17 protein-coding genes are annotated in these 22,997 nt (G+C 70.6%); 8 read left to right on the forward strand and 9 right to left on the reverse strand.

Features of this window, described 5'->3' with window-relative positions; all coding sequences use genetic code 11:
- Nucleotides 1-307 precede the first annotated feature (307 nt).
- From D7X32_RS31575 to D7X32_RS31585, 3 genes are all read left to right on the forward strand, one after another.
- The gene (locus D7X32_RS31575; protein ID WP_167506535.1) at nucleotides 308-1,624 is read left to right on the forward strand and encodes an OmpA family protein; all 1,317 of its coding nucleotides are present in this window, start codon (nucleotides 308-310) and stop codon (nucleotides 1,622-1,624) included.
- A 62-nt stretch (nucleotides 1,625-1,686) separates the two neighbouring features.
- Nucleotides 1,687-3,045, forward strand: coding sequence for a WGR domain-containing protein (locus D7X32_RS31580; protein ID WP_120606289.1), 1,359 nt, complete (start codon nucleotides 1,687-1,689; stop codon nucleotides 3,043-3,045).
- 9 nt (nucleotides 3,046-3,054) lie between these two features.
- Nucleotides 3,055-4,200 (forward strand): STM4014 family protein, encoded by a 1,146-nt coding sequence (locus D7X32_RS31585; protein WP_120606290.1) that lies wholly within the window; start codon nucleotides 3,055-3,057, stop codon nucleotides 4,198-4,200.
- Here D7X32_RS31585 and D7X32_RS31590 read toward each other — a convergent pair.
- From D7X32_RS31590 to D7X32_RS31605, 4 genes are all read right to left on the reverse strand, one after another.
- A complete protein-coding gene (locus tag D7X32_RS31590) occupies nucleotides 4,167-5,066 on the reverse strand; it encodes an STM4011 family radical SAM protein (protein ID WP_120606291.1) in 900 nt (299 codons plus the stop codon). The two genes, D7X32_RS31585 and D7X32_RS31590, sit on opposite strands and share 34 nt — an antisense overlap.
- Nucleotides 5,063-6,376 (reverse strand): STM4012 family radical SAM protein, encoded by a 1,314-nt coding sequence (locus tag D7X32_RS31595; RefSeq protein ID WP_120606292.1) that lies wholly within the window; start codon nucleotides 6,374-6,376, stop codon nucleotides 5,063-5,065. Before D7X32_RS31595 ends, D7X32_RS31590 begins: the two co-directional genes overlap by 4 nt.
- On the reverse strand, nucleotides 6,373-7,185 hold the full coding sequence (locus tag D7X32_RS31600) for an STM4013/SEN3800 family hydrolase (protein WP_120606293.1): 813 nt from the start codon (nucleotides 7,183-7,185) through the stop codon (nucleotides 6,373-6,375). The genes D7X32_RS31595 and D7X32_RS31600 overlap by 4 nt, the downstream gene beginning before the upstream one ends.
- A 68-nt stretch (nucleotides 7,186-7,253) precedes the next feature.
- On the reverse strand, nucleotides 7,254-8,642 hold the full coding sequence (locus D7X32_RS31605; RefSeq protein WP_120606294.1) for a hypothetical protein: 1,389 nt from the start codon (nucleotides 8,640-8,642) through the stop codon (nucleotides 7,254-7,256).
- 236 nt (nucleotides 8,643-8,878) lie between these two features.
- On the opposite strand from D7X32_RS31605, the gene D7X32_RS31610 reads away from it, so the two are divergent.
- A complete protein-coding gene (locus D7X32_RS31610) occupies nucleotides 8,879-11,179 on the forward strand; it encodes a DUF8729 domain-containing protein (protein WP_120606295.1) in 2,301 nt (766 codons plus the stop codon).
- On the opposite strand, the gene D7X32_RS31615 is transcribed toward D7X32_RS31610, so the two are convergent.
- A complete protein-coding gene (locus tag D7X32_RS31615) occupies nucleotides 11,160-12,623 on the reverse strand; it encodes a TraB/GumN family protein (protein ID WP_244239286.1) in 1,464 nt (487 codons plus the stop codon). The genes D7X32_RS31610 and D7X32_RS31615 overlap by 20 nt on opposite strands.
- A 184-nt stretch (nucleotides 12,624-12,807) precedes the next feature.
- Between D7X32_RS31615 and D7X32_RS31620 the strand changes: the two genes are divergently transcribed.
- Nucleotides 12,808-13,149: a hypothetical protein gene (locus tag D7X32_RS31620; RefSeq protein ID WP_120606296.1), complete on the forward strand. Its 342-nt coding sequence runs from the start codon at nucleotides 12,808-12,810 to the stop codon at nucleotides 13,147-13,149.
- Between the two features lie 28 nt (nucleotides 13,150-13,177).
- Nucleotides 13,178-13,522 (forward strand): hypothetical protein, encoded by a 345-nt coding sequence (locus D7X32_RS31625; RefSeq protein WP_120606297.1) that lies wholly within the window; start codon nucleotides 13,178-13,180, stop codon nucleotides 13,520-13,522.
- Between the two features lie 5 nt (nucleotides 13,523-13,527).
- Here the strand turns inward: D7X32_RS31625 and D7X32_RS31630 are convergent, their stop codons facing one another.
- The 3 genes from D7X32_RS31630 to D7X32_RS31640 form a co-directional block, all read right to left on the reverse strand.
- Nucleotides 13,528-14,898: a hypothetical protein gene (locus D7X32_RS31630; protein WP_120606298.1), complete on the reverse strand. Its 1,371-nt coding sequence runs from the start codon at nucleotides 14,896-14,898 to the stop codon at nucleotides 13,528-13,530.
- A gap of 87 nt (nucleotides 14,899-14,985) precedes the next feature.
- Entirely contained in the window at nucleotides 14,986-16,461 is a 1,476-nt protein-coding gene (locus D7X32_RS31635; protein WP_120606299.1) for a hypothetical protein, read from the reverse strand.
- A 122-nt stretch (nucleotides 16,462-16,583) separates the two neighbouring features.
- Complete coding sequence (locus D7X32_RS31640; RefSeq protein ID WP_120606300.1) at nucleotides 16,584-17,078, reverse strand: peroxiredoxin; 495 nt, start codon at nucleotides 17,076-17,078, stop codon at nucleotides 16,584-16,586.
- 112 nt (nucleotides 17,079-17,190) lie between these two features.
- On the opposite strand from D7X32_RS31640, the gene D7X32_RS47660 reads away from it, so the two are divergent.
- Complete coding sequence (locus D7X32_RS47660; RefSeq protein WP_279635636.1) at nucleotides 17,191-18,987, forward strand: sigma 54-interacting transcriptional regulator; 1,797 nt, start codon at nucleotides 17,191-17,193, stop codon at nucleotides 18,985-18,987.
- Nucleotides 18,984-21,608, forward strand: a complete 2,625-nt coding sequence (locus D7X32_RS31650) for a bifunctional serine/threonine-protein kinase/formylglycine-generating enzyme family protein (protein ID WP_120606302.1) — start codon at nucleotides 18,984-18,986, stop codon at nucleotides 21,606-21,608. The genes D7X32_RS47660 and D7X32_RS31650 overlap by 4 nt, the downstream gene beginning before the upstream one ends.
- A 9-nt stretch (nucleotides 21,609-21,617) precedes the next feature.
- Here D7X32_RS31650 and D7X32_RS45655 read toward each other — a convergent pair.
- Nucleotides 21,618-22,997: ADYC domain-containing protein (locus D7X32_RS45655; protein WP_244239287.1), on the reverse strand; the 1,380-nt coding region annotated here is incomplete at its 5' end.

Consider the following 22,997-nt stretch of genomic DNA (forward strand, 5'->3'; position numbering starts at 1 on the left):
TACACTCGACTAGTCGTCGGCAGCGTCAGAGGTGTATAAGAGACAGGCCCATGCCCGCCGTGAAAGGCGGGACGCCACCTTGGGAGAGGAGGGGACAGGCGTCGGAGGGGAGTCGGAGCGCGGATCCATGCGCCTGCGAGGATCATCCATCCCGGCCTCCCCACGCCAGGATTGGTTGGAACGAGGGATTCACTGCGAAGCCTTCAACCATGCCCCGGAGGGGGTCTGTAGCGCACGCCTGCTCGCCCTACAGGGCTGTATCCCTGCATCGCCCCGGGGCGCCTTGTGCCATGCTGCGTGGCGCCTCGTGGATTCCTCCTTCTTCAAAATCGGATCACTGGTCCTCGCCGGACTCCTCGCACCGGGCGCGTTCGCGGCCGAAACGACGCGCGAGGAACAGGTGCGCGCGGAGCTGGAACGCCAGCTGCGCGACATGGTCCCCGAATCCCCCTCCGAGGTGCAGGTGCTCTTCGCGGGCTTCAAGCCCGAGGACGGCTACCGGCTCGTGGAGACCGACTTCCTCCTGGATGGCGAACCGCTCGCCGTCCCGTCGCTGGAGGAGCTCAACGCGCCCGGCGTGCACCGGCTCGCGAACCTGAAGGTCGAACCCGGCGAGCACACGCTCGTCTCGCGCGTCACGTACACCAACGGCTCCTGGAGCCTGTTCAGCGAGACCAACGGCTTCCTCTGGAAGATCACCGCGTCCGTCGGCTTCCAGACCCAGCGCGGCCTGCGCGTCGTGGTGAAGGCGTCCCCCAGCGTCGTGCCCAACGCGCCGGATCCGCGCCTCAAGCTCAAGCTCACCCACGCCGTCACCGCGGAGATGATCCAACCTCCGCAGGACGAGCCCCCTGTCGCCACCGCGCCGCCGCCCGTGAAGCCGGCCCCCGTGGACGCTGGCGCGCCGGTGAAGGTCGTGCAGCCCACGCCGCCGCCGGACGCCGGCGTGAAGCCCACGACGACCGTCGTCTCCGTGACGCCGCCCGTGGAGCGCACGCCCGTGGCCCCCAGCCGCCTGCGCCTCCAGGTGACGTCGAAGAAGCCCACCAACGCCACCGCCTTCGTGCGCGGCAACGGCGAGCCCCTGAAGCTCACCGTCCCCGGCCGCAAGCCGCAGGACGTGCCGCTGACCGCGGGCGCGTACACGGTGGACCTCATCGCCGAAGGCTTCCTCGCGCAGACGCGCCAGGTGGAGCTGGTCGCCGGAGCGGACGCGTCGCTGGCCTTCGCGCTGGTGCCCGCGCCCAAGGCCGCCAAGGCCGCCAAGGTGCAGGAGGGCCGCATCGAGCTGCCTGATCCCCTGAGCTTCGACGAGAAGAAGCCCGTGCCCACCAAGGCCACGCTCACGGGCCTGGACCTGGCGGTGGACCTGCTCGTGCGCGACCCGAAGGCCCGCCTGCGCATCGAGGGCCACACCGACTCGCGCGAGGTCCCCGAGCCCGCCCGCCAGAGCCTCTCCGACGCCCGCGCCCGCGCCGTGGCCGACATGCTGGTCCGCGCTGGCGTGGCTCCGTCCCGAGTCGAGGCCGTGGGCCTGGGCGACCGCAGCCCCAAGGCCCCCAACCTCATCCCCCGCGGACGTGAGCTCAACCGCCGCGTGGAACTGGTGCTGCTGCGCCCCTGAGCCTTGAGGTTGCTGGAGGGCTCCTCTAGCGTCCCGTGCGTTCTTCGCCGAAGGGACGCGCGATGGCTCGCTACGAGTTCACGGAAGGCAGCTCCAGCAAGTTCTGGGAGATCACCCTGGAGGGCACCACGCTGACCAAGCGCTGGGGCCGCATCGGCACCGACGGCCAGGAGAAGGTCGAGGAGTTCGACTCCAAGGCGGAGGCCAAGAAGGCCTACGAAGCGCAGGTCCGCGAAAAGGAGCGCAAGGGCTACACGCTCGCGGAGGGCTCCGAGTCCGGTGACGGCGGGGAAGCCACGGCCGAGTCCGCCGTCAACCCGGACCTGGAGGCCGCCATCCTCGCGAAGCCCGACGACGTGAAGGGCTACCTCGCGTACGCCGAATGGCTCAAGGGCGAGGGCGACCCGCGCGCCGAGCTGATCCTCCTCCAGCACTCCGCGCTGGATGTCCCCGCCGCGACGGCGACGGCCGTGGGCAAGAAGGCGGCGAAGTTCATCGAAGCGCACGCGCAAGAGCTGCTGGGGGAATCGCTGGCGGAGGCCGTCTCCGACGAGACCCTCAAGCTGGAGTGGCACCTGGGCTTCATCCGCGAGGCCCGGCTGGGCCAGGTGGACTACGACTCCACGGCGGACATCCCGGAGCTGCTGGGCGAGCTGCTGGCCCATCCGTCCGCGCGGTTCCTGAGCCGTCTGACCCTCGGCATGGCCAGCTTCGACGGCGAGAACGATTACGACGACACGCTGGCGGTGCTCGCGAAGGCGAAGCCCGCGCCGCCGCTGCGCTCGCTGTTCATCGGCGACTTCGAGTTCCCGGACGAGACGGAGATCTCCTGGACGCAGGTGGGGGACCTCAAGGCGCTCTACAAGGTCTACCCCCGGCTCCAGGAGCTGCGCGTGCGAGGCGGTGAGATCGGGCTGGGGAAGATCGACCTGCCGGAGCTGCGCTCGTTCACCGTGGAGACGGGCGGTCTCCACCAGGGCACGGTGAAGGAGATCGTGAAGGCGAAGTGGCCGAAGCTGGAGTCGCTGGAGATCTGGTTCGGACAGGAGGGCTACGGCGCGAGCGGCGGGGTGAAGGACCTCAAGCCGCTGCTCGACGCGGAGGGCGTGCCGGCCCTGCGCAAGCTGGGGCTGCGCAACTCCGAGTTCACGGACGAGCTGTGCGCGGCGCTGCCCAAGGCGAAGATCCTGGCCCAGTTGGAGGCGCTGGATCTGTCCATGGGCACGATGTCCGACGCGGGCGCGGACACCCTGGCCCAGAACGCCAGGGCCTTCAGCCACCTCAAGTCGCTGGACGTCACCCAGAACTTCCTCACGAAGGCGGGGCAGAAGTCCGTGGCCAACGTGGCGAAGTCCGTGGCCAGCGGCAACCAGCGCACGCCCTACGACGAGGAGTCGCGCTACGCCGCCGTGGGCGAGTAGCCCGTCCCCATGCCGTCCGCCGCGCCGCCGTTCCTGATCATCGGCAACCCCGGGAACCGGCGCGTCACGCTCTTCCAGGAGGCCCTCGTCCGCGCCGGGCTTCCTCCCGCGCACGTGGTGGCGTGGGAGACGGTGGCTCGCGCCCCTGATGTCCTCCTGGAGCTTCCCGACACGGAGCGCATCGTCCGCATCGACGCGGCGGGAGAGGATGCTGCCGTGGAGCGCCTCTTCCTCCAGCGTGGCTACGCGGATGCGCTCGGTGCCGGCTGCGACACCGTGACACCAGAGGCATTGGCCGCGCTGCCAGACGAACACGGCCGCGTGCTGTGTCCCCGGCAGCACCACCTGGGCTTCCTGCGCGTGCTGGAGGACCTGTCCGCCCGGTTCGCGCTGCGTCCCCACTGGCGCGTGCTGTCCGCTCCGGACGCCATCGCGGACCTGTTCGACAAGCGGACCACTTCGCGCCGGTACGCGGGCCTGGGCATCCCCGTGCCTCCGTACCTGGACATGGCACCGGGCACCGCGCCCGAAGCCCTGCGCCACGCCCTGCGCGAGGCCGGGTTCCGTGAGGCATTCGTGAAGCTGTCCTGCGGCTCGTCCGCGTCGTGCCTCGCCGTGTACCGGCCGGGCCGGACGGACGGGGCCGTGGGCTCGCTGCTCACCAGCCTGCATCGGGGCGCCACCGGCTGGTTCAACTCCCTCAAGGTGCGCCGCGTGACGGACGCGCGGGACGTGGACGCGGTGCTGTCCTTCCTCCTGCGTGAAGGCTCGCAGGTGGAGGAGTCACGCCCCAAGGCGCGACTGGGCGGGGACATGTTCGACTGCCGCGTCCTCGCGGTGCGCGGCGAGCCCGCCTTCACCGTGGTGCGCCAGAGCCGCCTGCCCATCACCAACCTGCACCTGGGCGGCTACCGGGGAGACCTGGACGCCTTCCACGCGGCGGTGCCTCCCCGCGAGCTGGAGGCCGCGATGGAGAGCTGCCGCGCCGTGGCCCGCGCGCACGACAGCCTGCACGTGGGCATCGACCTGATGTTCGAGGACTTCTTCCACGGCCACCGCGTACTGGAGGCGAACGCCTTCGGGGACCTGCTCCCCGGCCTCATGCGCGACGGCCTGTCCGTCTACGACTGGGAGATCCGCGAAGCGCTGCGCTGAGCGCCGCCTGTCCACAGCCGCGTCGCCGGTACTCGCTCCAGCAGCCCGGATCCGAACACGCGATCCAGCTCCAGGTACTCCAGATGCACGTAGCCGATGTGGCAGCCGCACGTGTCCTTCGAGCACGGGCGCGGCTTCAGCGCCGCGTCGAAGTCTGGCGCGTAGAGGTTGCCCAACGGTTCCTTGATGAAGTGGCACCGGTACGCGGTGCCGTCGCCGTCCACGGACAGCACGGACTCGCCGCCACGGCAGGCCCGGCCCCGGCTGGGGTGGCGGGTGTTGTTCACCGGGAAGAGCGGGTCGATGCGGGTGAAGCGCTCCACGTCCTCGGGCGTGTACGCGTCCAGGCCGTCCTTCACCGCGTTGATCCACAGGTACGTGTCGTCGGGGAGCTCACGGCGCAGGGCCTCCGCTTCGTCCGCGAAGCGCCGGAAGCCCACCATGCCCGCGCTGTGCCGCACGCCGTGCTCCGACAGGAGCTGGCACTGCGCGAGGAAGCGCGAACGCTTCATCCATTCCGGGTGGTACGTGGCCCAGATGCCCAGCTTCTCCGTGCGGCAGTCACCCAGCCAGTCCAACCGGCAGGAGAGGTTCGTCTGCACCGCCGCGCGCTCCACGTGGGGCAGGTGCGTCAGCCGCGCCAGGGCCTGCTGATACCAGGGCCAGATGAGCGCCTCGCCCCACGGCGTGAAGAACACGGACACGGTGTCCTGCGTGCGCGACTCCACCCACTGGAGGAACCGCTCCAGGTCCGCGCGGTCCTTCGTGAGCTCCTCCTCGCTCTGCTTCCACTTGCCGAAGGGGCAGTACTCGCAGCCGTAGTTACAGCCGGACAGCGGACCCCGATAGAGCACGGTGAGCTTCATCGCCAGGCGTACTCCTGCATGCGCGCGCGCACGGCCTCGGAGTCCAACCATGGGCCGATCAGGTCCGAGCGCTCCACGCCCGCCGCCGTGAGCTGGAACACGCCGTCCACGTCGCGCGCAAGCCCGTGCGCCTCCAGCTCCGCGAGCATCGGGAAGTCCGCCTTCGCCTCCGTGCCGAAGCGCTGGCGGTACACGCCCGCGTCCACGCCCTCCGCGAGCAGCGACAGCGCCAGGTGCCGGTGGCGCTGCTCGGCCGCGTCCAGCACGAAGCCGTAGCGCACCTCGCCGAACGACGCCGTGTCGCGCTCGACGTACGCCTGGATGATCCCGCGCACCTCACGCGACGCGACCGCGTACTCGGACGAGTAGTGCACCGCGCCCGCATAGGAGCGCGCCCCCACACCCAGGCCCACCATGCCGTCCTCCTGGCAGCGGTACACCGCGCCGCGAGCGGCCGGTGCGTGCGCCGCGCGGAACATCCGCATGGACACCTGCGTGTAGCCCCGCGACAGGAGGAAGTCCCGGCCCGCCCGGTAGAGCGACAGCCGCAGGTCGTCCCACGCGCGCGACTTCTTGCCCAGGAAGGTGAGGGGCCGCACGTAGAGCGGGTAGAGGTACAGCTCCTCCGGCGCGTACCGCAGCGCCGCCTCCAGCGAGTGGAGGAACGTCTCCACCGTCTGTCCCTCGATGCCGTAGATGAGATCCAGGTTGAGGGTGGGGAAGCCCGCGCTCCGCAGCAGGTCCAGCGTGGCCTCCACCTGCGCCGTCTTCTGCGGCCGCTTCACCGCGGCGACCTCCGCCTCCAGGAAGCTCTGCACGCCCATGCTCACCCGGTCCACGCCCCGGGCCTTCAAGAGCGCGACCTTGTCCGCGTCCACCGTCTCCGGCGACACCTCCACGGACATGGGCACGTCGCGCGGGTCCACGCCCAGCTCCGCCGCCAGGTCGAACACCGTCTCCAGCCCGGCGACGTCCAGCAGGGTGGGGGTGCCTCCACCAATGGCCGCACGCGCGAACGTGGCCGGCCCCAGCGCCTCCTTCACCCGGCGGGCCTCGCGCTTCAACGCCGCGAGCCAGGTTTCGACGACGTCCTCCTTCGGTCCCGCGGCGGTGAAGAGGTTGCAGAACCCGCAGCGCATCTCGCAGAAGGGCACGTGCAGGTAGAGGAACAACGCGTCCCGCCGCTCCTTCGCCCAGACGTCCTCCAGCGGCAGCGCGGGCGTCAGCGGGCGGTAGGCCGTCTTGTGCGGGTAGCCGTAGAGGTACGCCACGTACGGCGTTCCTTCGAGCATCGACTCCAGGCGCGTCATGGCGCGGAGTCTACCGGCAGCACGAACTCGGCATAGGGCACCGTCCACACCACCGGGTGTCCCAGCCGGTGCCCCGTGTAGCCGTCCTCGCCGTATGCCGTGCCGTGGTCCGAACACACGATGCAGAACGCCGGGCCGCGCCTGCGCAGCGCCTGGAACAGGGGCGTCAGCTGGCTGTCCACGTACGCCAGGGCCGCCGCCTGCGTCGCCTTCGAGTCCTCCGTCGCCCCGGGCAGGTAGTGCCGGTTCGGCTGGTGCAGCGCGGAGACGTTGATGAACAGGAACACCCGCTGCTCCTGGGGCTGGGCCCCCAGGATTTTCACTGCGAGTGATGCCTGATTTTCCGTGGATTGGGGGTCGGTGACGCCCAGCGTGGGGTCCCAGTGCGCCTCGGAGAAGAGGCCCGGAAGGACGCGGCCCAGGGGGTTCTTCTGGTTGAAGAACCCCGTCCCGCCAATGCACACCGTGTGATAGCCGCGCCCGGCCAGGCCCGTGACGAGGTCCGGCGCGTCCAGCACGCAGGTGCCGGGGCCTGTTGTCTCGCTGCCCTCGAAGCGCAGGGCGAAGGGGCGCGGGTGCCTGCCGGGCGTGATGGGAGTGGGGAGGAAGCCCGCGAAGAAGGCCTGGTGCGCGGCGTAGGTGAAGCTCGCCGGGCTGTGCCGCTCCTCCCACCGGCCGCCGGGCAGCAGCGCGGCCAGGGTGGGGGTGCGGCCTGCTTCCAGCGCCTCGCGGGCCACGTCGTAGCGGAGCGTGTCCAGCGTGAGGAAGAGCAGGTCGTGCGTGCCGACCAACGCGTTCAGGTCATGCATGCGGACCGGCGGGGCGGGGAGGGGACCTCATCGACGGGAGGTCCCATACCCCGTCCGGGACGGCGGGACTACGACATCGGCGCGGTCTCCGCCGGGGGGCGGGGCTGCGCAGGGGCCTCGGCCGGCGAGGACTGGAGCGCGCGGCGCGGGGCGGTGGGACGCTGGGTGTCCAGGGTCGAGTTGTAGAGCGTCGTGGCGAAGGTCTGCTGACCGCCCGTGGACAGCGTGCGGAAGGCGCGGTCCAGCGCCTGCTGACCGCCCTGGAGTCCCGGGCCCTGGGTGCGCTCCACCAGCGCGCGCGCCTGCTGCTCGTTCAGGCGCACCGTGAACGGGGCCCTGTTGGACATCGCCGCGTCGTCGCCGGAGAACGCACCGCGCGCGAGGGCCGCCGCGTTCGGATCCGTGAAGGTCAGCTCGTAGTTCGTCTCGGCGGGCTGGCCGGGACGCGTGGTGGTGGTCGCCACCACGGAGTCGTTGATCTGCGTGCGCGCCCGGCCGTTGCCGTCCGCGCCCACCTGCATGTCCGTGGACTGGGTGCTGCCCGCCACGTTGCGGTCCGTCTGGCGCACGGTCTGCTCACCCGCGCCGTCCGCGCCGAGCGCCGTGTGCCGCTCGGAGGTGGCCACCTGGCGGCCCAGCACGCGTCCCTCGCGGGCCTGATCCAGCGTGTCCGTGCGCTGCACGTTGCTCACGCCCGGGGCATTCTCGCGGGGCAGCTGGCCGGTGCGCATGAAGTCGTCATAGGCCGCGCGGCCCTCCGGCGTGCGGATGTTGAAGTCCGCGGAATGGGAGTTGCCCAGGCGCTGGTCCTGCCGGCCTTCCAGGCCGCGGATGTTGGTGGCGTCCTGCTGACGGCCCTGGCCGGTCACCGTGGCGCGCACCGTGTCCTCCGACGTGCGCTGCAGTTCGTAGCGCTGCGTCTGGGTGCGGTCGTACGACGTGCTCAGCCCCAGCCGCTCACCCAGCTTGCCCGGGCCCGCGCGCACGCCGACGTTGAAGCCCGCCTGGCCCTGGACCTCGGCCCGGGCGCGGGTGCCCACCGGCCACGTCTCAGGAGCGGCGGGGTTGGGCAGCTGGCCGTTGCGGATGGCGTCCGTGGCGCCCTGGCGCGGCACCTCCACGCGCAGGCTGCCCTGAAGTCCGAACGAACCGCCCGCGTTCACCGGCCCCAGCCGCGACGGCACGCCGCCCCGGGGCGTCGAGGCGCGGTTGCCCACCTGGCCCTGGGCCTCCAGGACGAAGTTGTCACCCTCCGCCCTCACCCGGGCGCGGCCCGAGGGGCGCAGCGCGGCGGCGGGCGTGAACGAGTCGCGGTTGCGCTCCGTCGCGGCCTGCGAGGCGGGCGCCTCGGCCGCGGGCGCCTGCGTCTGCGGCGCGCTCGCCGGGCGGTTGGCGGGGACCGTCGACTGCGTCGGCTGGAAGGTCGGGGTGGGACGGTTCGGGTTGATGGAAGTCATGGGTAGTGAGTTTATCGGTCCTTCCAACGCGATTGTTTCCACTCAGGGTGTAGCAATCACACTCCTGAATCCTGAGACATTCCAGCCACTTCCACCCATCCAGGACCACCTGGACCTACCTGGGGAAGACACCCACGGCGCAAAAAGCACGCCCTATTGCAACTGAGTGGCAAGGACTTGAAATACTGCCGTAATACGTATTACAGGTTTTTCTCACTTTGAAGGGAGTGCCCGAAATGCAGAACATGCGGAAGCAGTTCTCGACGTCTCGTGGTGGCTGGCGGCCGGTGACGGCGCTGGTGCTGGGCTGCACCCTCGCGGTTCCGGCCGGGGCGCTCGCTGCGGAGCGCACCCCTTCAGCGGCCACGCGGGCTCCGGCGGCGCCGGGCGCGGCGGTGGCGACGGCGCTCCAGGCGGGGGGCACCACCCTGGCGACGGCCTCGGGGCTGGTGTTCCACCAGACGGCGCGGCCGGTCAGCGCCCTGCGCTCGCTGGACGTGGTGCAGGGGACCGGCGTGCAGCTGCACGTCTGGCGTGAGCGGCAGGAGGACGGCACGGAGCGCGCCTTCTCCGCGTACACGCGCGGCGGCACGGAGCTCCTGGGCCGCGTGCAGCAGGAGGAGTACCTGATCCGCCTGGCGGAGGCGTCGTTCGACCCGCTGGCTCGCACCGCGCCGCTCCTGGGCAACGCGCTGGTGGCGGACCGGGACAACACGCTGTCGCTGGTGCAGTTCCACGCCACGCCGCTGCCGGAGTACCAGGCGACCATCGAGAACGCGGGCGGCAAGGTGCTGCGCTTCCTGTCGGATCACACGTACCTGGTGGAGATGCCCTCGGAGGTCCGCGCGCGCGTGGCCCAGCTCCCGGCCGTGCGCTGGGTGGGTGACTACCACCCGGAATGGCGCCTGGAGCCGGTGCTGCGGGACGCGCTGCTCGGACGCGCGGCGGCGCTGACGCCTCAGCGCTACTCCATCATGCTGGGTGAGCGCGGCGCGGCCCGGCAGGCCCGCGTGACGGCGCTGGTGGAGCGGCTGGGCGGCAAGGTGGACCTGGTGGAGCCGGGCGGCCTGCGCGTGGAGGCCACGCTGGATCAGGCGCAGCTGGCCCAGCTCGTGCGCGCCAACGAGGTGCAGTTCATCGACCGCTGGGGTGGCCCCGGCGAGGTGGACATGGACATCGTGCGCGCGACGGGCGGCGCCAACTACATCGAGGGGCTCAAGGGCTGGAACGGGCAGGGCGTGCGCGGTGAGGTCTTCGACACCGAGCTGCGCACCACCCACCGCGAGTGGCCCACCGCGCCCATCATCCACAGCACCGGCACGTCCTCCGGTTCGCTGCACGGCACGAGCTGCTACAGCCACAACTTCGCCAAAGGCGTGGACCCGCTGGCCAAGGGTCTGTTGCCGGGCGGGCAGGGCATCTTCTTCCTCTACTCGGAGTCCACCCAGTTCGGCGGCACCAAGTCCCGCCTCGCCATGAACCAGGAGCTGCTCAACCCGAACGGCCCCTACCGCGCGGTGTTCCAGACCTCCAGCGTGGGCAGCGCGCTGACGACGTCGTACACGACCATCTCCGCGGAGGTGGACGACTACCTGTTCAAGGCGCCGCTCTTGAGCACGCAGTCGCAGAGCAACGCCGGCTCGCGCAGCTCCCGGCCGCAGGCGTGGGCGAAGAACATCGTCTCCGTGGGTGGCATCCGGCACTACAACACGCAGACCCGCACGGATGACAGCTGGTCCACGGGCGCGAGCATCGGCCCGGCGGCGGACGGCCGCATCAAGCCGGACCTGGCCTTCTACTACGACAGCATCCGGGGCGCGTCCGGCTCCACCGACAGCAGCTACACGGAGTTCAGCGGCACCAGCTCCGCCACGCCGCAGACGTCCGGCCACTTCGGCCTGCTGCACCAGATGTGGCACGAGGGCGTGTGGGCCGGTCATGGCAAGAAGGCGGATGTCTTCACCAGCCGCCCGCAGATGGCCACCGCCAAGGCGCTGATGATCAACGGCGCGGCCAAGTACAACTGGCTCGCCGGTGGCGCCAACGCGGACATCGACCGCAACAAGCAGGGCTGGGGCACGTCCGACCTGAAGCGCCTGTATGACCGCGCCGCGAAGACGTTCGTCGTCGACGAGACGGACGTCCTCACGCCGCTCGCGACCAAGTCGTACAGCTTCACCGTGGCCAGCGGCGAGACGGAGCTGAACGTCACGATGGTCTACACGGATCCCATGGGCACCGTGGGCGCGGCCCGGGCGCGCATCAACGACCTGTCCCTGCGCGTGACGGCGCCCAACGGCACCGTGTACTGGGGCAACAACGGCCTGACGGCGGGCAACGTGTCCACGTCCGGTGGCGTGTCCAACAAGGTGGACACCGTGGAGAACGTCTTCCTCGCGAACCCCGCCGCGGGCACGTGGAAGGTGGACGTCCTGGCCGATGAGCTGGTCCAGGACGCTCGCACGGAGACGACGGCGGTGGACGCGGACTACGCCCTGGTGGTGAGCGGCGTGTCGCTCACTTCGAAGGTGCCGTAGGCGGAGTCGCGGGCGTGCCTTCTGGCGCGCCGTGTGAGGCCACCGGCGGTTCCGGGGCCCGCGCGGCGCGCTGGAGGACGGGCAGGGACGGGCTCAGCGTGCCCAGGTAGAGCCGGCCGTGGAAGCCCGTCTCCCCCGGCGCGTCGAAGAGGGCCACCTTGCGCGGCGTGTCCGGTTCCTGGCGCGCGTCCGCCGCCGGGTTGATGCCGTGCACGTCACAGTCCACCTGCTGCCAGACGTTGAAGCGGCAGGAATAGTGGGCCCCGCGCGCGAAGCCGATGTCCAGCGCCCGCACGGGCGAAGCGGGCAGGGCGGCCGTCAGCCGGTGGCCCATGGGTTCGAACTTCGAATCCCAGCCCACCCCGCCGGTGCGCACGTGCACGTCGCCCGCGAGCACCAGCATCCACGCGTCGGGGTGCTCCTGCCGGAAGGCGATCAGGTTCGCGGCCATCTCCTCCTCGCGTGCGTTGCCCGACGCCCCCTTCGAGTCGAATGCCACCACCGACACGGCATGGCCCTGGGCCCGCAGGCGCCGCGCGGCCTCCAGCAGGTGGATGACGCCCGCGCTGCTGCGGCCGTCCTGATCCACGCGGCGGAAGAAGTCGCTCAGCACGAGCAACCGCTCCAGGTCCGCGTTCGTGCCGGCGCTCGCCACGTACTCATCCAGCGCGGCCTGATCCACCGAGGGCACGGACAGGGCCAGCGCCACCGGCAGCTTCTTCGCCGAGGCGTCGCAGAGCATCCGCGCGGCGGCGTCCGGCAGCTCGCGCGTGCCCATGGGGTCCGCGACCAGCACCGTGCCTCCGGCGGTGAGCAGCGGGTCCACGTTCTCGACAGGGTCGCCGCAGCGGGGCGCCGCGTCCGGCGTTTCGGCGGTCCAGCCCGCGACCTTCACGTCGCGCACCGGGATGGATGCCTTGCCGCCGACCAGCTCCAGGGATGGGACCATCTCCAGGCGCATGAGCAGTTTGCGCTCCTGCGGCAGGTCGCGGAAGCCGCGGCGCAGCTTGAAGCCCTCCATCTGCGGGACGCCCTCGAAGGTCTCGTGGGCGAACACCTCGCGGAAGTGGTTGTAGTAGTGGTCGTTGGCCTTCTGGCTGCCCGGCTCGGGCATTTGCGACATGGCGTTGTCTTCCGCCTCGCGGTACTGGAGCCGGAAGATGCGCACAATGGACTGGCGCGGGCCCACCTCTTCGGGGCGCACCAGATAGCGTTCGAAGGTGCGGTTGCCGCGCACGTTCACGCCGATCTCCCAGGACTGGGAGTACAGCTCATGCGTGGTGTTGTTCTCGAAGATGTCCAGGCGCTGCTCTTCCAGCAGGCGGCGCGCGACGAACATGGCCTCGTCCAGCGGCACCAGGTACACGCGCTCCACGGTGGGGATGGGCTCCGTGTCCAGCGGATCCCCATCCAGTCCGCGCGAGAGGCTCGCGCACCCCGTCATGCACAGTAGTCCCAGCGTCCAGTGCCACCGCATGGTCCTGCCCCCTTTCGTGGAAGGGGACAGCCCAGGTGCAGCGCCATCCCCGGACGCCTGAGCCTAGCACTCCATGTGAGGGGCTTGCGTGCGACGGCCGTGAAAGGAACACTCCACGTCTCGGATATTTGCTGGAGGCAAGGAGTTCCGCGTGCCGCGACATGCGCGAAAGAGGCTGACGACGCTGCTGCTGGGACTCGGCATGCTGGGCGCCGTGCAGCCGCCGACAGCCCATGCGGAGCCTCCCCTGACGCGGGCCCCGGGGTGCACCAAACGTGGCTGGCCCTCGACAGTCACCTGCGGAAGCACGCCGTGCTTCGTTTCGAGCTGTGGCGAAGGGAAGTGTCCCTACTGCTTCATCAAGGGCATGGAGAACCTCGTCTTCACCGGATGGGCGGTCTACACGTGCACGACCGGCGACACCGTGACGGGGAGGGCGCTGCTGTTCAACACGGCGCCCTTCAACGCTCGTGTGGGGCCCTTCTGTGGCTGAGGACTCGTGGGCACAGGAAGCAGCCCTGGTGGCCGAGGCGCTCAACCTCCTGACCGTCCTGGCCGCACCTCGTCTCTACGCGCGGTGGCGTATCCAGGCCCCGGCCGAGGAGATGCGGACCGTGCTCCAGTCGCGCATGGAGGCGCTCTCGTCGTTCTGTGCGAAGGCGTGGGGCAGCCCGGATGCGGAGCGCTTCCGGGCGGCAGCCCCCACGGTGCGGAAGCTCGGTGAGTCCATCGCGGCCGCGCCCCCCAGCACGCTTATGGACGCCGGATGGAACGCCCAGGCCCGCGAGTGCCTCGACGCGCTGGGAGTCCCGGTGCCTCCCGGCGGATGGGAGGCCTTCGAGGGGTTGCCTCCCAGCAGTGAATGACGCCGTCAGAAGTACTCGGGATGCTCGGCGGCCAGCATCTCCTCCATCGCGCTCACGTCATTCAACAGGTGGTGACCCGGCGCGATGTTCTTCGCCGCATCCCAGCACCGCCAGGCCGCGCCCATGTCCCAGTCCGCGACGAAGAGGTCTCCCAGGTCCTTGTAGGCCCCTGTGAAGAATGGATTGGCCTTGAGGACATCAAGCAGCAGCGCGCGCGCCTCCTGGGGCTCATTGAGGGCTCGGCGGGCCCCTGCTTCGAAGCTCTTGAGGACGTGCGCGTGGCGACCCGCCGCCGCACGGAGCTCGACGAGTGCCGGGGCCATGGCGCTGGCCGAGGCCTTGTCGCTGGGTGGCCGCGACATGACCTCCCGGAAGCGGCGCACGTCCGCGTCTGGGATGCTCTGAATGGCCTCTCCCAGCCCTGGCACCGCCTCACCGGTTTGCAACGTCAGCTCGAAGTACGCGAGCACGCTTTCGAGCATGCGGCCGGCATCCACGGACTCCTTCGCTTCCAGCTGCCGCCGCTGTCGCACCTGGGTGCCGTCCGGAGCGGCGCCGAGCGTCACGCGCTCCAGCGTGGCGTCATCCGGTAGCCCCGGTCCTCCCCGCACCACGCGGCGGTAACCGTCGAGTGGAATCCCGCTGTCGGGTACGACGTTGGCGGACTGGAGCCGCAAGGTGACGGTGCTCCGGGGCCAGCCGCGCATCTCCTTGGCGCTGTATTGGATTTCGCGCGGCAAATGGCCCGCCGAGGCGAGCCGTTCGAGGATGAGGGGATGCCCGTGGTAGCGATAACGAAGGAACTGGACGAAGTGTCTGCCCAGGTCGGGCTCGACGCGCGTGCCGTCATCCGAGTACGCGAACAGCGGGCGCCCCTCCGCGGCGGCATACACCGTGCGCTCCGCTTCGGATTTCACGGTGATGTCACCCGACTTCTTGGGCCCGGAGAAGGCGGACCGCAGCAGTCCGCCGAGCCCCGTGCTCCTCGGAGCCGCCGCATCCGCGAGCGTCCGTCCCCGCGCCTTGTCGAGCACGGAGAGCTGATGCTCCATGATGACAGGCTCGAAGTCCGAGGTGTCACCCTTGCCGGCCGCGATGACGGCGCGGACATGCTCGCGGTTGTGCAACTCGAAGTGCCGGAAGCAGACGTCCGAGTACATCGACTCGTCGACGTACGTCCTCGCGCCCTCATCGAGATTGATGCGGCGCCGGCGAGTGAAGTCCAGGAGCACCTCGTGCGTCTCGGGCTCGCGATAGCCAAGCCAGCCGCGCCGCAGCCGGACCTGCGTTACATAGGTCCGCTCAGGGACAAGGGGCGCATCGGGCTTGTTCCTTCCGCCTGACTCCGTGACCTGCAAGCTCAGATCGAGACCCATGCGCCTCTCCTGTGGGTGATTCGTGGAGGCGACTCCAAGGGTGACCTCCACGCTCACGCCATTATACGGAGTGGTGCTCCCGGGTGATCAGTGCTCCGCGTCCGCGGGCTTCGCGGCGCCCTGCTGCTGCTGGGCCACGGGCGGAGCTGCACGCTGGATGACCGGCGGTGAGGCGTTGAGCGTCCCCACCCAGAGCCGGCCGTGGAAGCCCTTCTCGCTGGGCCCGTCGAACATCGCCACCTTGCGCGGCGTGCCCGGCTCCTGACGCAGCTCCGGGGTCGGGCTGAGCGCGAACACGTTGCAGTCCACCTGCTCCCAGACGTTGAAGCGGCAGGAGAACTGCGAGCCTCGCGCGAAGCCCACCTCCAACGCCTTCACCGGCGAGGAGGGCAGGGCCTTCGTCAGCCGCGAACCCAGCGGTTCGAAGTCCTTGTTCCAGCTCACCGGCTTCGTGCGCACGTGCACGTCGCCCGCGAGCGCCAGGAGCCACGTGTCCGGGTTCGCCTGACGGTACGCGATGAGGTTCTTCGCCATCTCCTCCTCGCGTGCGTTCCCAGAGGCGTTGTTGGCGTCGAACGCCAGCACCGTGACCGCGTGCCCCTGCGCACGCATCCGGCGGGCCTGCTCAATCAGGCGCAACAGGGCGCCGCTGCTGCGGCCGTCCTGGTACACGCGGCGCCAGAAGGAACTGACCACCAGGAGCCGCTCCAGGTCCGGGCCGTGGCCTTCGCTCGCCAGGTAGTCATCCAGCGCGCCCTGATCTTCCGACGGCAGGGACAGCGCCAACGCCACCGGCAGCTTCTTCTCCACCGCGTCGCAGAGCATCCGCGTGGCGACCTCCGGCAGCTCGCGCGTGCCCAGCGGATCACCCACCAGCACCGTGTGCCCGGCGGTGAGCAGCGGCTCCATGCCCTGCAGCGGCTCCCCGCACTTCACGGGCGCGGGCTGGGCCGTGTCGTCCCCCCAGCCCTCCACCTGCACGGCGCGCACGGGCGCGGTCGTCCTGCCACCCACCAGCTCCAGTGCCGGCACCAGCTCCAGCTTCGCCAGCAGCTTGCGCTCCAGGGGCAGGTCGCGCGTGCCGCGCACCATCTTGAAGCCCTCCATGTCCGGCACGCCGTCGAAGCTGAAGCGCTCGAACGTCTTCCGGGAGAGGTACTTCTCCTCCTCCTCGATGCGCTCGTTGAGCCACTTGGGCTTCACCTCGATGTTCGTGTCCTGCTCGCGGTAGCTCAGGCGGAAGACGCGGATGACGGACTGGCGGGGGCCCACCGCCGCGCCCTTCACGAAGTAGCGCTCGAAGGTGCGGTTGCCGGGGCGGTTCATCCCGGGCTCGTGCGCGGAGGTGTAGAGCTCGTGGTGGCCCTCGCGCTCGAAGACGTCGTAGCGCTGCTCCTCGAAGACGCGCCGCATGGTGAAGAGGGCCTCGTCCAGGGGCACGAGGTACACCGTCTCCTCCGTGGGCACCTCTTCGTCCCCAGGGCCGTCGTCATGGAGATCCTTCGTCAGGCTCGCGCAGCCGCCGACGCACAACGACAGTCCCAGCAACCAGTGAAACCGCATGACATGACCTCCGGCCCACCCGATGTGTCCCGATGTTGCCCGCGACGGGGTGCGACGTCCTGGCTCCCACGGCCGGGACGTCAGGAATCAGTCTACCGGGAAACGCGGGGCAAACGCGTGTGTCAGGCAGGACGTGTGGGAGCGGCTCCCTGGCCCATGAGCGACCGGACGACGTCCAGCGAGACCTCGGCGTGCTTCTTCACCTGCACCTGAGAGTCGAACGCGTAGCGGATGGTGCCCGCCTTGTCCGCGATGAACGTCACCCGCCCGGGCAGAAGCCCCAGGAAGTTGGTGCCCACCCCGAAGGCCTTGCGCGCCGCGCCATCCGGGTCGCTGAGGAGGCGGAAGGGGAGGCGGTGCTTGGCGATGAACTTCTCGTGGGACTCCGCGGAGTCGCTGCTGATGCCCACCACGTCCGCGCCCGCGTCGGTGAAGTCCTGGTACTGGTCCCGCAGGGTGCAGGCCTGGACCGTACATCCCGGGGAGTCATCCCTCGGGTAGAAGTAGATGACCATCGCCTTGTCACCCAGCAGGTCGCGCAGGCGCACCGGTGCGCCACCCGGCCCCTGCAGTGTGACATCCGGAACCGCGTCCCCTTCTTTCAGCATCTTGGCCATGAAAGTCCCTCTCCTCCCGGGTGGGAGCATGGACCGCGCATGGCCTGACCCGCAAATCAATCGGGACTCCCGGGTTGCCCGGCCTTCAAGGGCCTGGGCATTCTTTCGCGGAATGCCGCCACGCGACCTGATGGACACCGAGGACTCCCGCAGGGGGGCTTCCCACACCGCCCCGGCGGACCGGCTGTACCTGCTGCTCCTGCAGGGGAACACCTCCACGCTGGTGCCGCTGCCCCGGGAAGGGTCGGTGGTGATTGGCCGGGCGGTGGGGGCGGACGTGCTGGTGGAGGACGCGTCGGTGAGCCGCCAGCACGCGAAGGTGGGCGTGGCGGAGGGTGAGGCGTTCATCGCGGACCTGGGCAGTCGCAACGGCGTGCGGGTCAACGGCGAGCGGGTGCAGGGGACGCGGCCCCTGGACGGCGGCGACGTGGTGACGCTGGGCAACGTGACGCTGGTGTTCCACCGGGGCGAGCGGCCCCTGCCGGAGCGGCGGGCGCTGGAGGCGGAAGGGCTCCGGGCCCGGCTCTCCGAGGAGCTGGACCGGGTGCACAGCTCGGGCCTGGCGGTGAGCGTGCTCGCGCTGGAGGTGGAGTCCGCGCGGGTGCCGCAGGTGGAGCTGGTGCGGGCGCTGCACGGCGCGTTGCGGTTGATGGACGGGGTGGGACAGGTGGGCGGCACGCTGATGGTGCTGCTGCCGGACCTCTCCGGAGAGGAGGCGGAAGCGGCGGCGGCGCACCTGGTGTCGGTGCTCACGCCGCTGGCCGTGCGGGTGCGGGCGGGGCTGGCGTCGGCGCCGGGGGACGGGATGCAGGTGGATGCGCTGCTGGGCTCGGCGAAGGCGGCGGCCCTGGCGGCGGCGCCGGGAGAGACGCGGGTCAGCGGACCGTCGATGTACCGGTTGGCGCTGGGTGAGCGGTCGGTGGTGGTGGCGGACGCGGCGCTGATGCGGCTGTTCGAATTGCTGCGGCGGCTGGCGGCGAGCCCGCTGCCGGTGCTCATCCACGGCGAGACGGGGGCGGGGAAGGAGAACGCGGCGTGGGCGGTGCATCACTGGTCGTCGCGCGCGGCGCAGCCGTTCGTGGCGCTCAACTGCGCGGCGCTGCCGGAGAGCCTGGTGGAAGGGGAGCTGTTCGGCCACGAGCGGGGCGCGTTCTCCGGCGCGGACCGGGCTCGGGCGGGTCTGCTGGAACGGGCCAGTGGCGGGACGTTGTTCCTGGACGAGGTGGCGGAGCTGTCGCTGCCGATCCAAGCCAAGCTGCTGCGCGCGTTGGATCAGCAGGTGATCACCCGGCTGGGCGATTCGCGCGAGCGGCCCGTGGACCTGCGCGTGGTGGCGGCGACGCACCGGGTGCTGGCGGACGAGGTGAAGGCGGGGCGCTTCCGGCAGGACCTGTTCTTCCGCCTGTCCGCGGCGGTGGTGATGTTGCCGCCGTTGCGAGACAGGCCCCGCGAGCTGCCGCTGCTGGCGCGGGCGTTCCTGGAGGACGCCTGCGCGAGGGCAGGGCGTGCGCCGCTGCACCTGTCCGCCGCGACCATGGAGGTGCTGGGCGCGCACGCCTGGCCGGGCAACGTGCGCGAGTTGAAGAACACGGTGGAGTACGCGGTGGCCACGTCGCCGGGACCGGTGGTGGAACCGTCGCACCTGCCGGAATCACTGCGCGCGGAGACGGTGCCGGAACCGGAGGCGCCTCGCGTGGAGGGTGGCACGGAGGCGCCGAGGGTGTTCCAGAACCTGGCGGAGGAGCTGCGGACGCTGGAGCGGCAGCGGATGGTGGAAGCACTGGAGGTGACGGGCGGGGTGCAGACGCGGGCTGCGCAGCTCATCGGGATGCCGCTGCGCACGTTCGCGTTCAAGCTGAAGCAGCACCGCATCGCACCCTCGCGAGGCCGGGGCGTGGCGGGTGAATGAGGAACGAGCCGCTTCCAGCGTGGCAGCCGCCCGCGACGTTCGGGGAGTACCGGCTGTTGCAGCCGCTGGGCCGCGGCGCGATGGGGGAGGTGTACCTCGCGCACGACACGGTGCTGGACCGGCTGGTGGCGGTGAAGTTCATCGCGGGCGTCGCACCGGATGAGGTGCAGCGCGAGCGCTTTCGCACGGAAGCGCGGGCCATTGCCCGTGTGCAGCATCCCAACGTGGTGGGCATCCACCGCGTCGGAGAGGTGAAGGACCGGCCGTATCTCGTCTCGGAGTTCCTGAGAGGGGACAGCCTGGACCGGCTGTCGCGGCCGGTGCCGTGGACGCGGGTGCTGGAGATTGGCATCGGGTTGGCGAAGGGGCTCTCGGCGGCGCACCGGCAGGGCGTGCTGCACCGGGACCTCAAGCCCGCGAACGCGCTGCTGACCGAGGACGGTCAGGTGAAGCTGCTCGACTTCGGCGTGGCGAAGCTGCTCGACGTGGCGATGGCGCCCGTCGGGCCCGTGCGCCCGCCGGAGGGCCTGGGTGCCTTGCCCGCGCAGGGCGCGGCGACGGTGGATGTGCCGGGCACGGTGGATCCGCGGCGGACCGCGACCCTCGACGTGCCGAGGCATGTCGCGGCCACGGGCCGTCCAGAGAGAGCTGGCGCGGATCCTGGCGTCGCGCAGCGGACCGCGACGTCGACGCCGATTCCGCCGGAACGCCTCCTGGGTCCCGCGGACCTGCTGTCCACGGGCCGCATCGGAACGCCGCTCTACATGGCGCCCGAGGTCTGGCGGGGTGAACCGGCCACGGTCCGCAGCGATCTCTTCTCGCTGGGCGTGCTGCTCTACGAACTGTGCGGAGGCCCCACGCCCGGTCCGCTCGCGGAGGCCCCGCAGCGTCCCCGGACCTTCGAACCGCTGGACGTCGCGGTCCCCGGCGTCGATGCCACCTTCGCCGCGATCCTCGCCCGCTGCCTCGCGCATGATCCGTTCACGCGCTTCGAATCCGCGGACGCCCTGCGTGAAGCACTGGAGTCCATCACCTCGCGCGGCGCCACCCAGGTCATCGCGCCACCGCGTCCACGGTGGCTCCGCGTCACCCGCGTGGTCGCGCTTCCGGGGCTCGCGGTGGCCATCCTCATCGGCGGCAACTGGTGGGGCGAACGCTCCCGGCGCATCGACGCGGAGCAGGCCATGGCCTCCGCTGCCCCCATCCTCGACGAAGTCCACGCCCTGGACACCCGCATCGAAGCCCTCCGCACGGAGGCCTTCACCGCGTTCGATACGGACCGCTCCGCCAAGGCGGAGGCCTCCTGGGCCCAGGCCCTGGAGCTGGGCGCGAAACAGGCTCGCCGCTACGAGGACGCCAGCACCGTCCTCGAAGCCGCGCAGACGCGCGTGGGCAGGGGCTCGAACCACACCCTGGATCAACGCGTCGCGGAGGTCCTCCTCCAGCGCATCCTCGTGGCGGAGCGCGACCGCGCAGCCGGCGTCCAGACCACCCTGACCCAACACCTCGACGAACTGGACCCGAGCGCCGCCACGAGCCGGAAGCTGACCGCCCCCGTCCGGATGGAGCTGGACAGCGATCCCCCTGGCGCCGACATCCAGGTCGAAACCTTCGAATCCCAACCCGGCGGCCCGCCGCGCTGGTCCGAACCCAGGGCCTTCGACAAGACGCCCATGACCTCCGGCCTCACGCTGGAGCCGGGCTCGCACCGTCTGACCTTCACGCTCCCGGGCCGGCCGCCCGTCCACTACCCGGTGCTGCTCACGCGCGGAGAGACCTTCCAGGCGAGGGTCCCCATCCCCGAACAGGTCCCGGACGGCTACGTCTACGTGCCCCCCGGCCGCTTCCTCTACGGCAGCAGTGACGACGAGACCATCCGCCGCACCGTCATCCGCACGCGCCCGATGCACCGGCTCACCACGGGGGCCTTCCTCATCGCGCGCCACGAAGTCACCTACGCGGACTGGCTCACCTGGCTGCGCGAACTGCCCGCCGCCGAGCGCGCCGCGCGCAGGCCCCGAGGCACCAACTACTTCGGCACCATCGAGCTGCGGCCGGCCAACGACGGCACCTGGACCTTCCACCTGGAGCACGAAGGCGTCACGTATCAGGCGAGGGAAGGGGAGCCGCTGCGCTACCAGGAACGGACCCTGCGCGCCGAACAGGACTGGCGCCGCTTCCCCGTGTCCGGCATCTCCTGGGAGGACGCTCGCGCGTACACCGCGTGGCTGGATGCCACGGGCCGTCTGCCCGGCGCGCGCCTGTGCTCCGAACGCGAATGGGAACGCGCGGCCCGGGGCGCGGACGGCCGCGACTATCCGCACGGCCCGGTGCTCGCGCCGGATGACGCCAACTTCGACGCCACCTACGGCCGCAAGCCGCGCGCCTTCGGGCCGGACGCGGTGGGTTCGCATCCCGCGTCGGACAGCCCCTTCGGCGTGGCGGACCTGTCCGGCAACGTGTGGGAATGGCTGGTGACGGACACGAACAGCACGCCCGCGTACGGCGGCGGTTCGTTCTACCAGGACGCGCTCACCGCCCGCGCGCTCAACCACGGCGACGGCGAACCGCGCACACGCTTCCCCTTCATCGGGATGCGCGTGTGCGCGTCCGTGCCCTGACGCCATCCCTCAAAGGTCGCGCGCCGGCAGCTGTCCCACCGACGGCAGGTAGCCCAGCTCCCGGACGAGGATGAATCCGGCCTGGGCCTGCGTGGACGTCGCGTAGACGCCCGGCGTCAGCAAGGACCGCCACAGCTTCAGCGGCCGGCGCTGGCCCGTGCTGGTGACGTCCACGGAGCTGTACACGAAGCCCTCGATGCCCTGGTCCCCGTTGATGACCTTGAGGGCGAAGCCGGAGATGCGTTCACACTGCGAATCGTCCGTGAGCAGGTAGCGCCCGCTGCTGTTCACGCACCGGTACAGCGGCTTGATGAGGCTGCCCATGCGCGTCCGGATGTCAGCCGGCAGCTTCGGGGAGAGGATGGGCCCCTCCTTGCGATACGCGGTGAAACCGGATGCGTCCGCCACCCCGTTCGCATCCAGGTCCAGGTGGATCCCGGTCACGCTGGAGCCGCCTTCGATGAGCGCCGTATCCACCGTCACCGCGGTGGTCGTCATCCAGCCATTGTTCGCGTCCTTGAACATCACCAGCGACCTGTCGATGAAGAGCGAATAGGACACGAGCAGCGTCGAGTTGGCATAGGCCGACAGGTTCATCGATTCGCAGGGCCGCGACGGGCGCGGTGCGATGAGGAGCGAGCGGTTCACGCACGTGGCCTCCAGGGGCAGCGTGTCCCAGCGCTTCTTGCCCAGGCACAGCGGCCGCACCTCGCCGCACTCATCCACCTTCCACACCGCCTCCAGGGAGTAGCCCTCCACCGTCGCCGGCAGGCCCCCTGGGTCCAGCAGGATCGCGTCCTTGGGGCCCATGAACTTCAGCGGCGTCCCGTCCAGCGTGTTGCTGCGCCCCTCGCCGCAGTAGTCCGCCACCGCCATGCGCGTGCACAGCTGGTGGTACTCCAGCGCGACGTTCTGCGGGAACGTCGTGGCCCAGGGCGGATAGCCCCAATCGATGCACTTGGCGATGACGCCGCCGCCCACGAAGAACGGCTGGCTCGTGCCCTCGTCCTTCGCCACGCAGGCGAAGGTGAAGTACTCGGAATTGGGGATCAGCTCACCCCCCGAGGACCAGGCATGGGGCACCGCGAGCGCGAAGCCGCTGCCGGTGGGGCAGAGCGGCTGGGGCTGGCTGTCCTCCGTGGCCGCCGTCACGCGGTACTCCCAGAACGCCGTGCCGCTCGACACGTTCTGCGCGGTACACGGGATGGGCTGCCCCGTGATGCTGACGTGACACTGGACCGCCTCGATGGTGAGCTTCACCGAGCGCCCCTCGAAAGGCGCGCGGAAGACCGTGCCCACGAAATCGGGCCCCTCCAGGAAGCGCACCGGCAACGGAGGATTGGCGCCCGTGCAGCCCTGTGCGCCGAGCAGCCTCCCGCCCAACATCCC

It is taken from the genome of Corallococcus carmarthensis (genome assembly GCF_003611695.1).
Taxonomy (GTDB): domain Bacteria; phylum Myxococcota; class Myxococcia; order Myxococcales; family Myxococcaceae; genus Corallococcus; species Corallococcus carmarthensis.

Bases quoted from the DNA above. Each gene is read 5' to 3' on its own strand.
- D7X32_RS31640 (WP_120606300.1), bottom strand. From the start codon at position 17,078: ATGGCCAAGATGCTGAAAGAAGGGGACGCGGTTCCGGATGTCACACTG.
- D7X32_RS31600 (WP_120606293.1), bottom strand. From the start codon at position 7,185: ATGCATGACCTGAACGCGTTGGTCGGCACGCACGACCTGCTCTTCCTC.
- D7X32_RS31605 (WP_120606294.1), bottom strand. From the start codon at position 8,642: ATGACTTCCATCAACCCGAACCGTCCCACCCCGACCTTCCAGCCGACG.
- D7X32_RS31580 (WP_120606289.1), top strand. From the start codon at position 1,687: ATGGCTCGCTACGAGTTCACGGAAGGCAGCTCCAGCAAGTTCTGGGAG.
- D7X32_RS31595 (WP_120606292.1), bottom strand. From the start codon at position 6,376: ATGACGCGCCTGGAGTCGATGCTCGAAGGAACGCCGTACGTGGCGTAC.
- D7X32_RS47660 (WP_279635636.1), top strand. From the start codon at position 17,191: ATGCCGCCACGCGACCTGATGGACACCGAGGACTCCCGCAGGGGGGCT.
- D7X32_RS31650 (WP_120606302.1), top strand. From the start codon at position 18,984: ATGAGGAACGAGCCGCTTCCAGCGTGGCAGCCGCCCGCGACGTTCGGG.
- D7X32_RS31630 (WP_120606298.1), bottom strand. From the start codon at position 14,898: ATGGGTCTCGATCTGAGCTTGCAGGTCACGGAGTCAGGCGGAAGGAAC.
- D7X32_RS31585 (WP_120606290.1), top strand. From the start codon at position 3,055: ATGCCGTCCGCCGCGCCGCCGTTCCTGATCATCGGCAACCCCGGGAAC.
- D7X32_RS31635 (WP_120606299.1), bottom strand. From the start codon at position 16,461: ATGCGGTTTCACTGGTTGCTGGGACTGTCGTTGTGCGTCGGCGGCTGC.
- D7X32_RS31615 (WP_244239286.1), bottom strand. From the start codon at position 12,623: ATGACGGGGTGCGCGAGCCTCTCGCGCGGACTGGATGGGGATCCGCTG.
- D7X32_RS31610 (WP_120606295.1), top strand. From the start codon at position 8,879: ATGCAGAACATGCGGAAGCAGTTCTCGACGTCTCGTGGTGGCTGGCGG.
- D7X32_RS31590 (WP_120606291.1), bottom strand. From the start codon at position 5,066: ATGAAGCTCACCGTGCTCTATCGGGGTCCGCTGTCCGGCTGTAACTAC.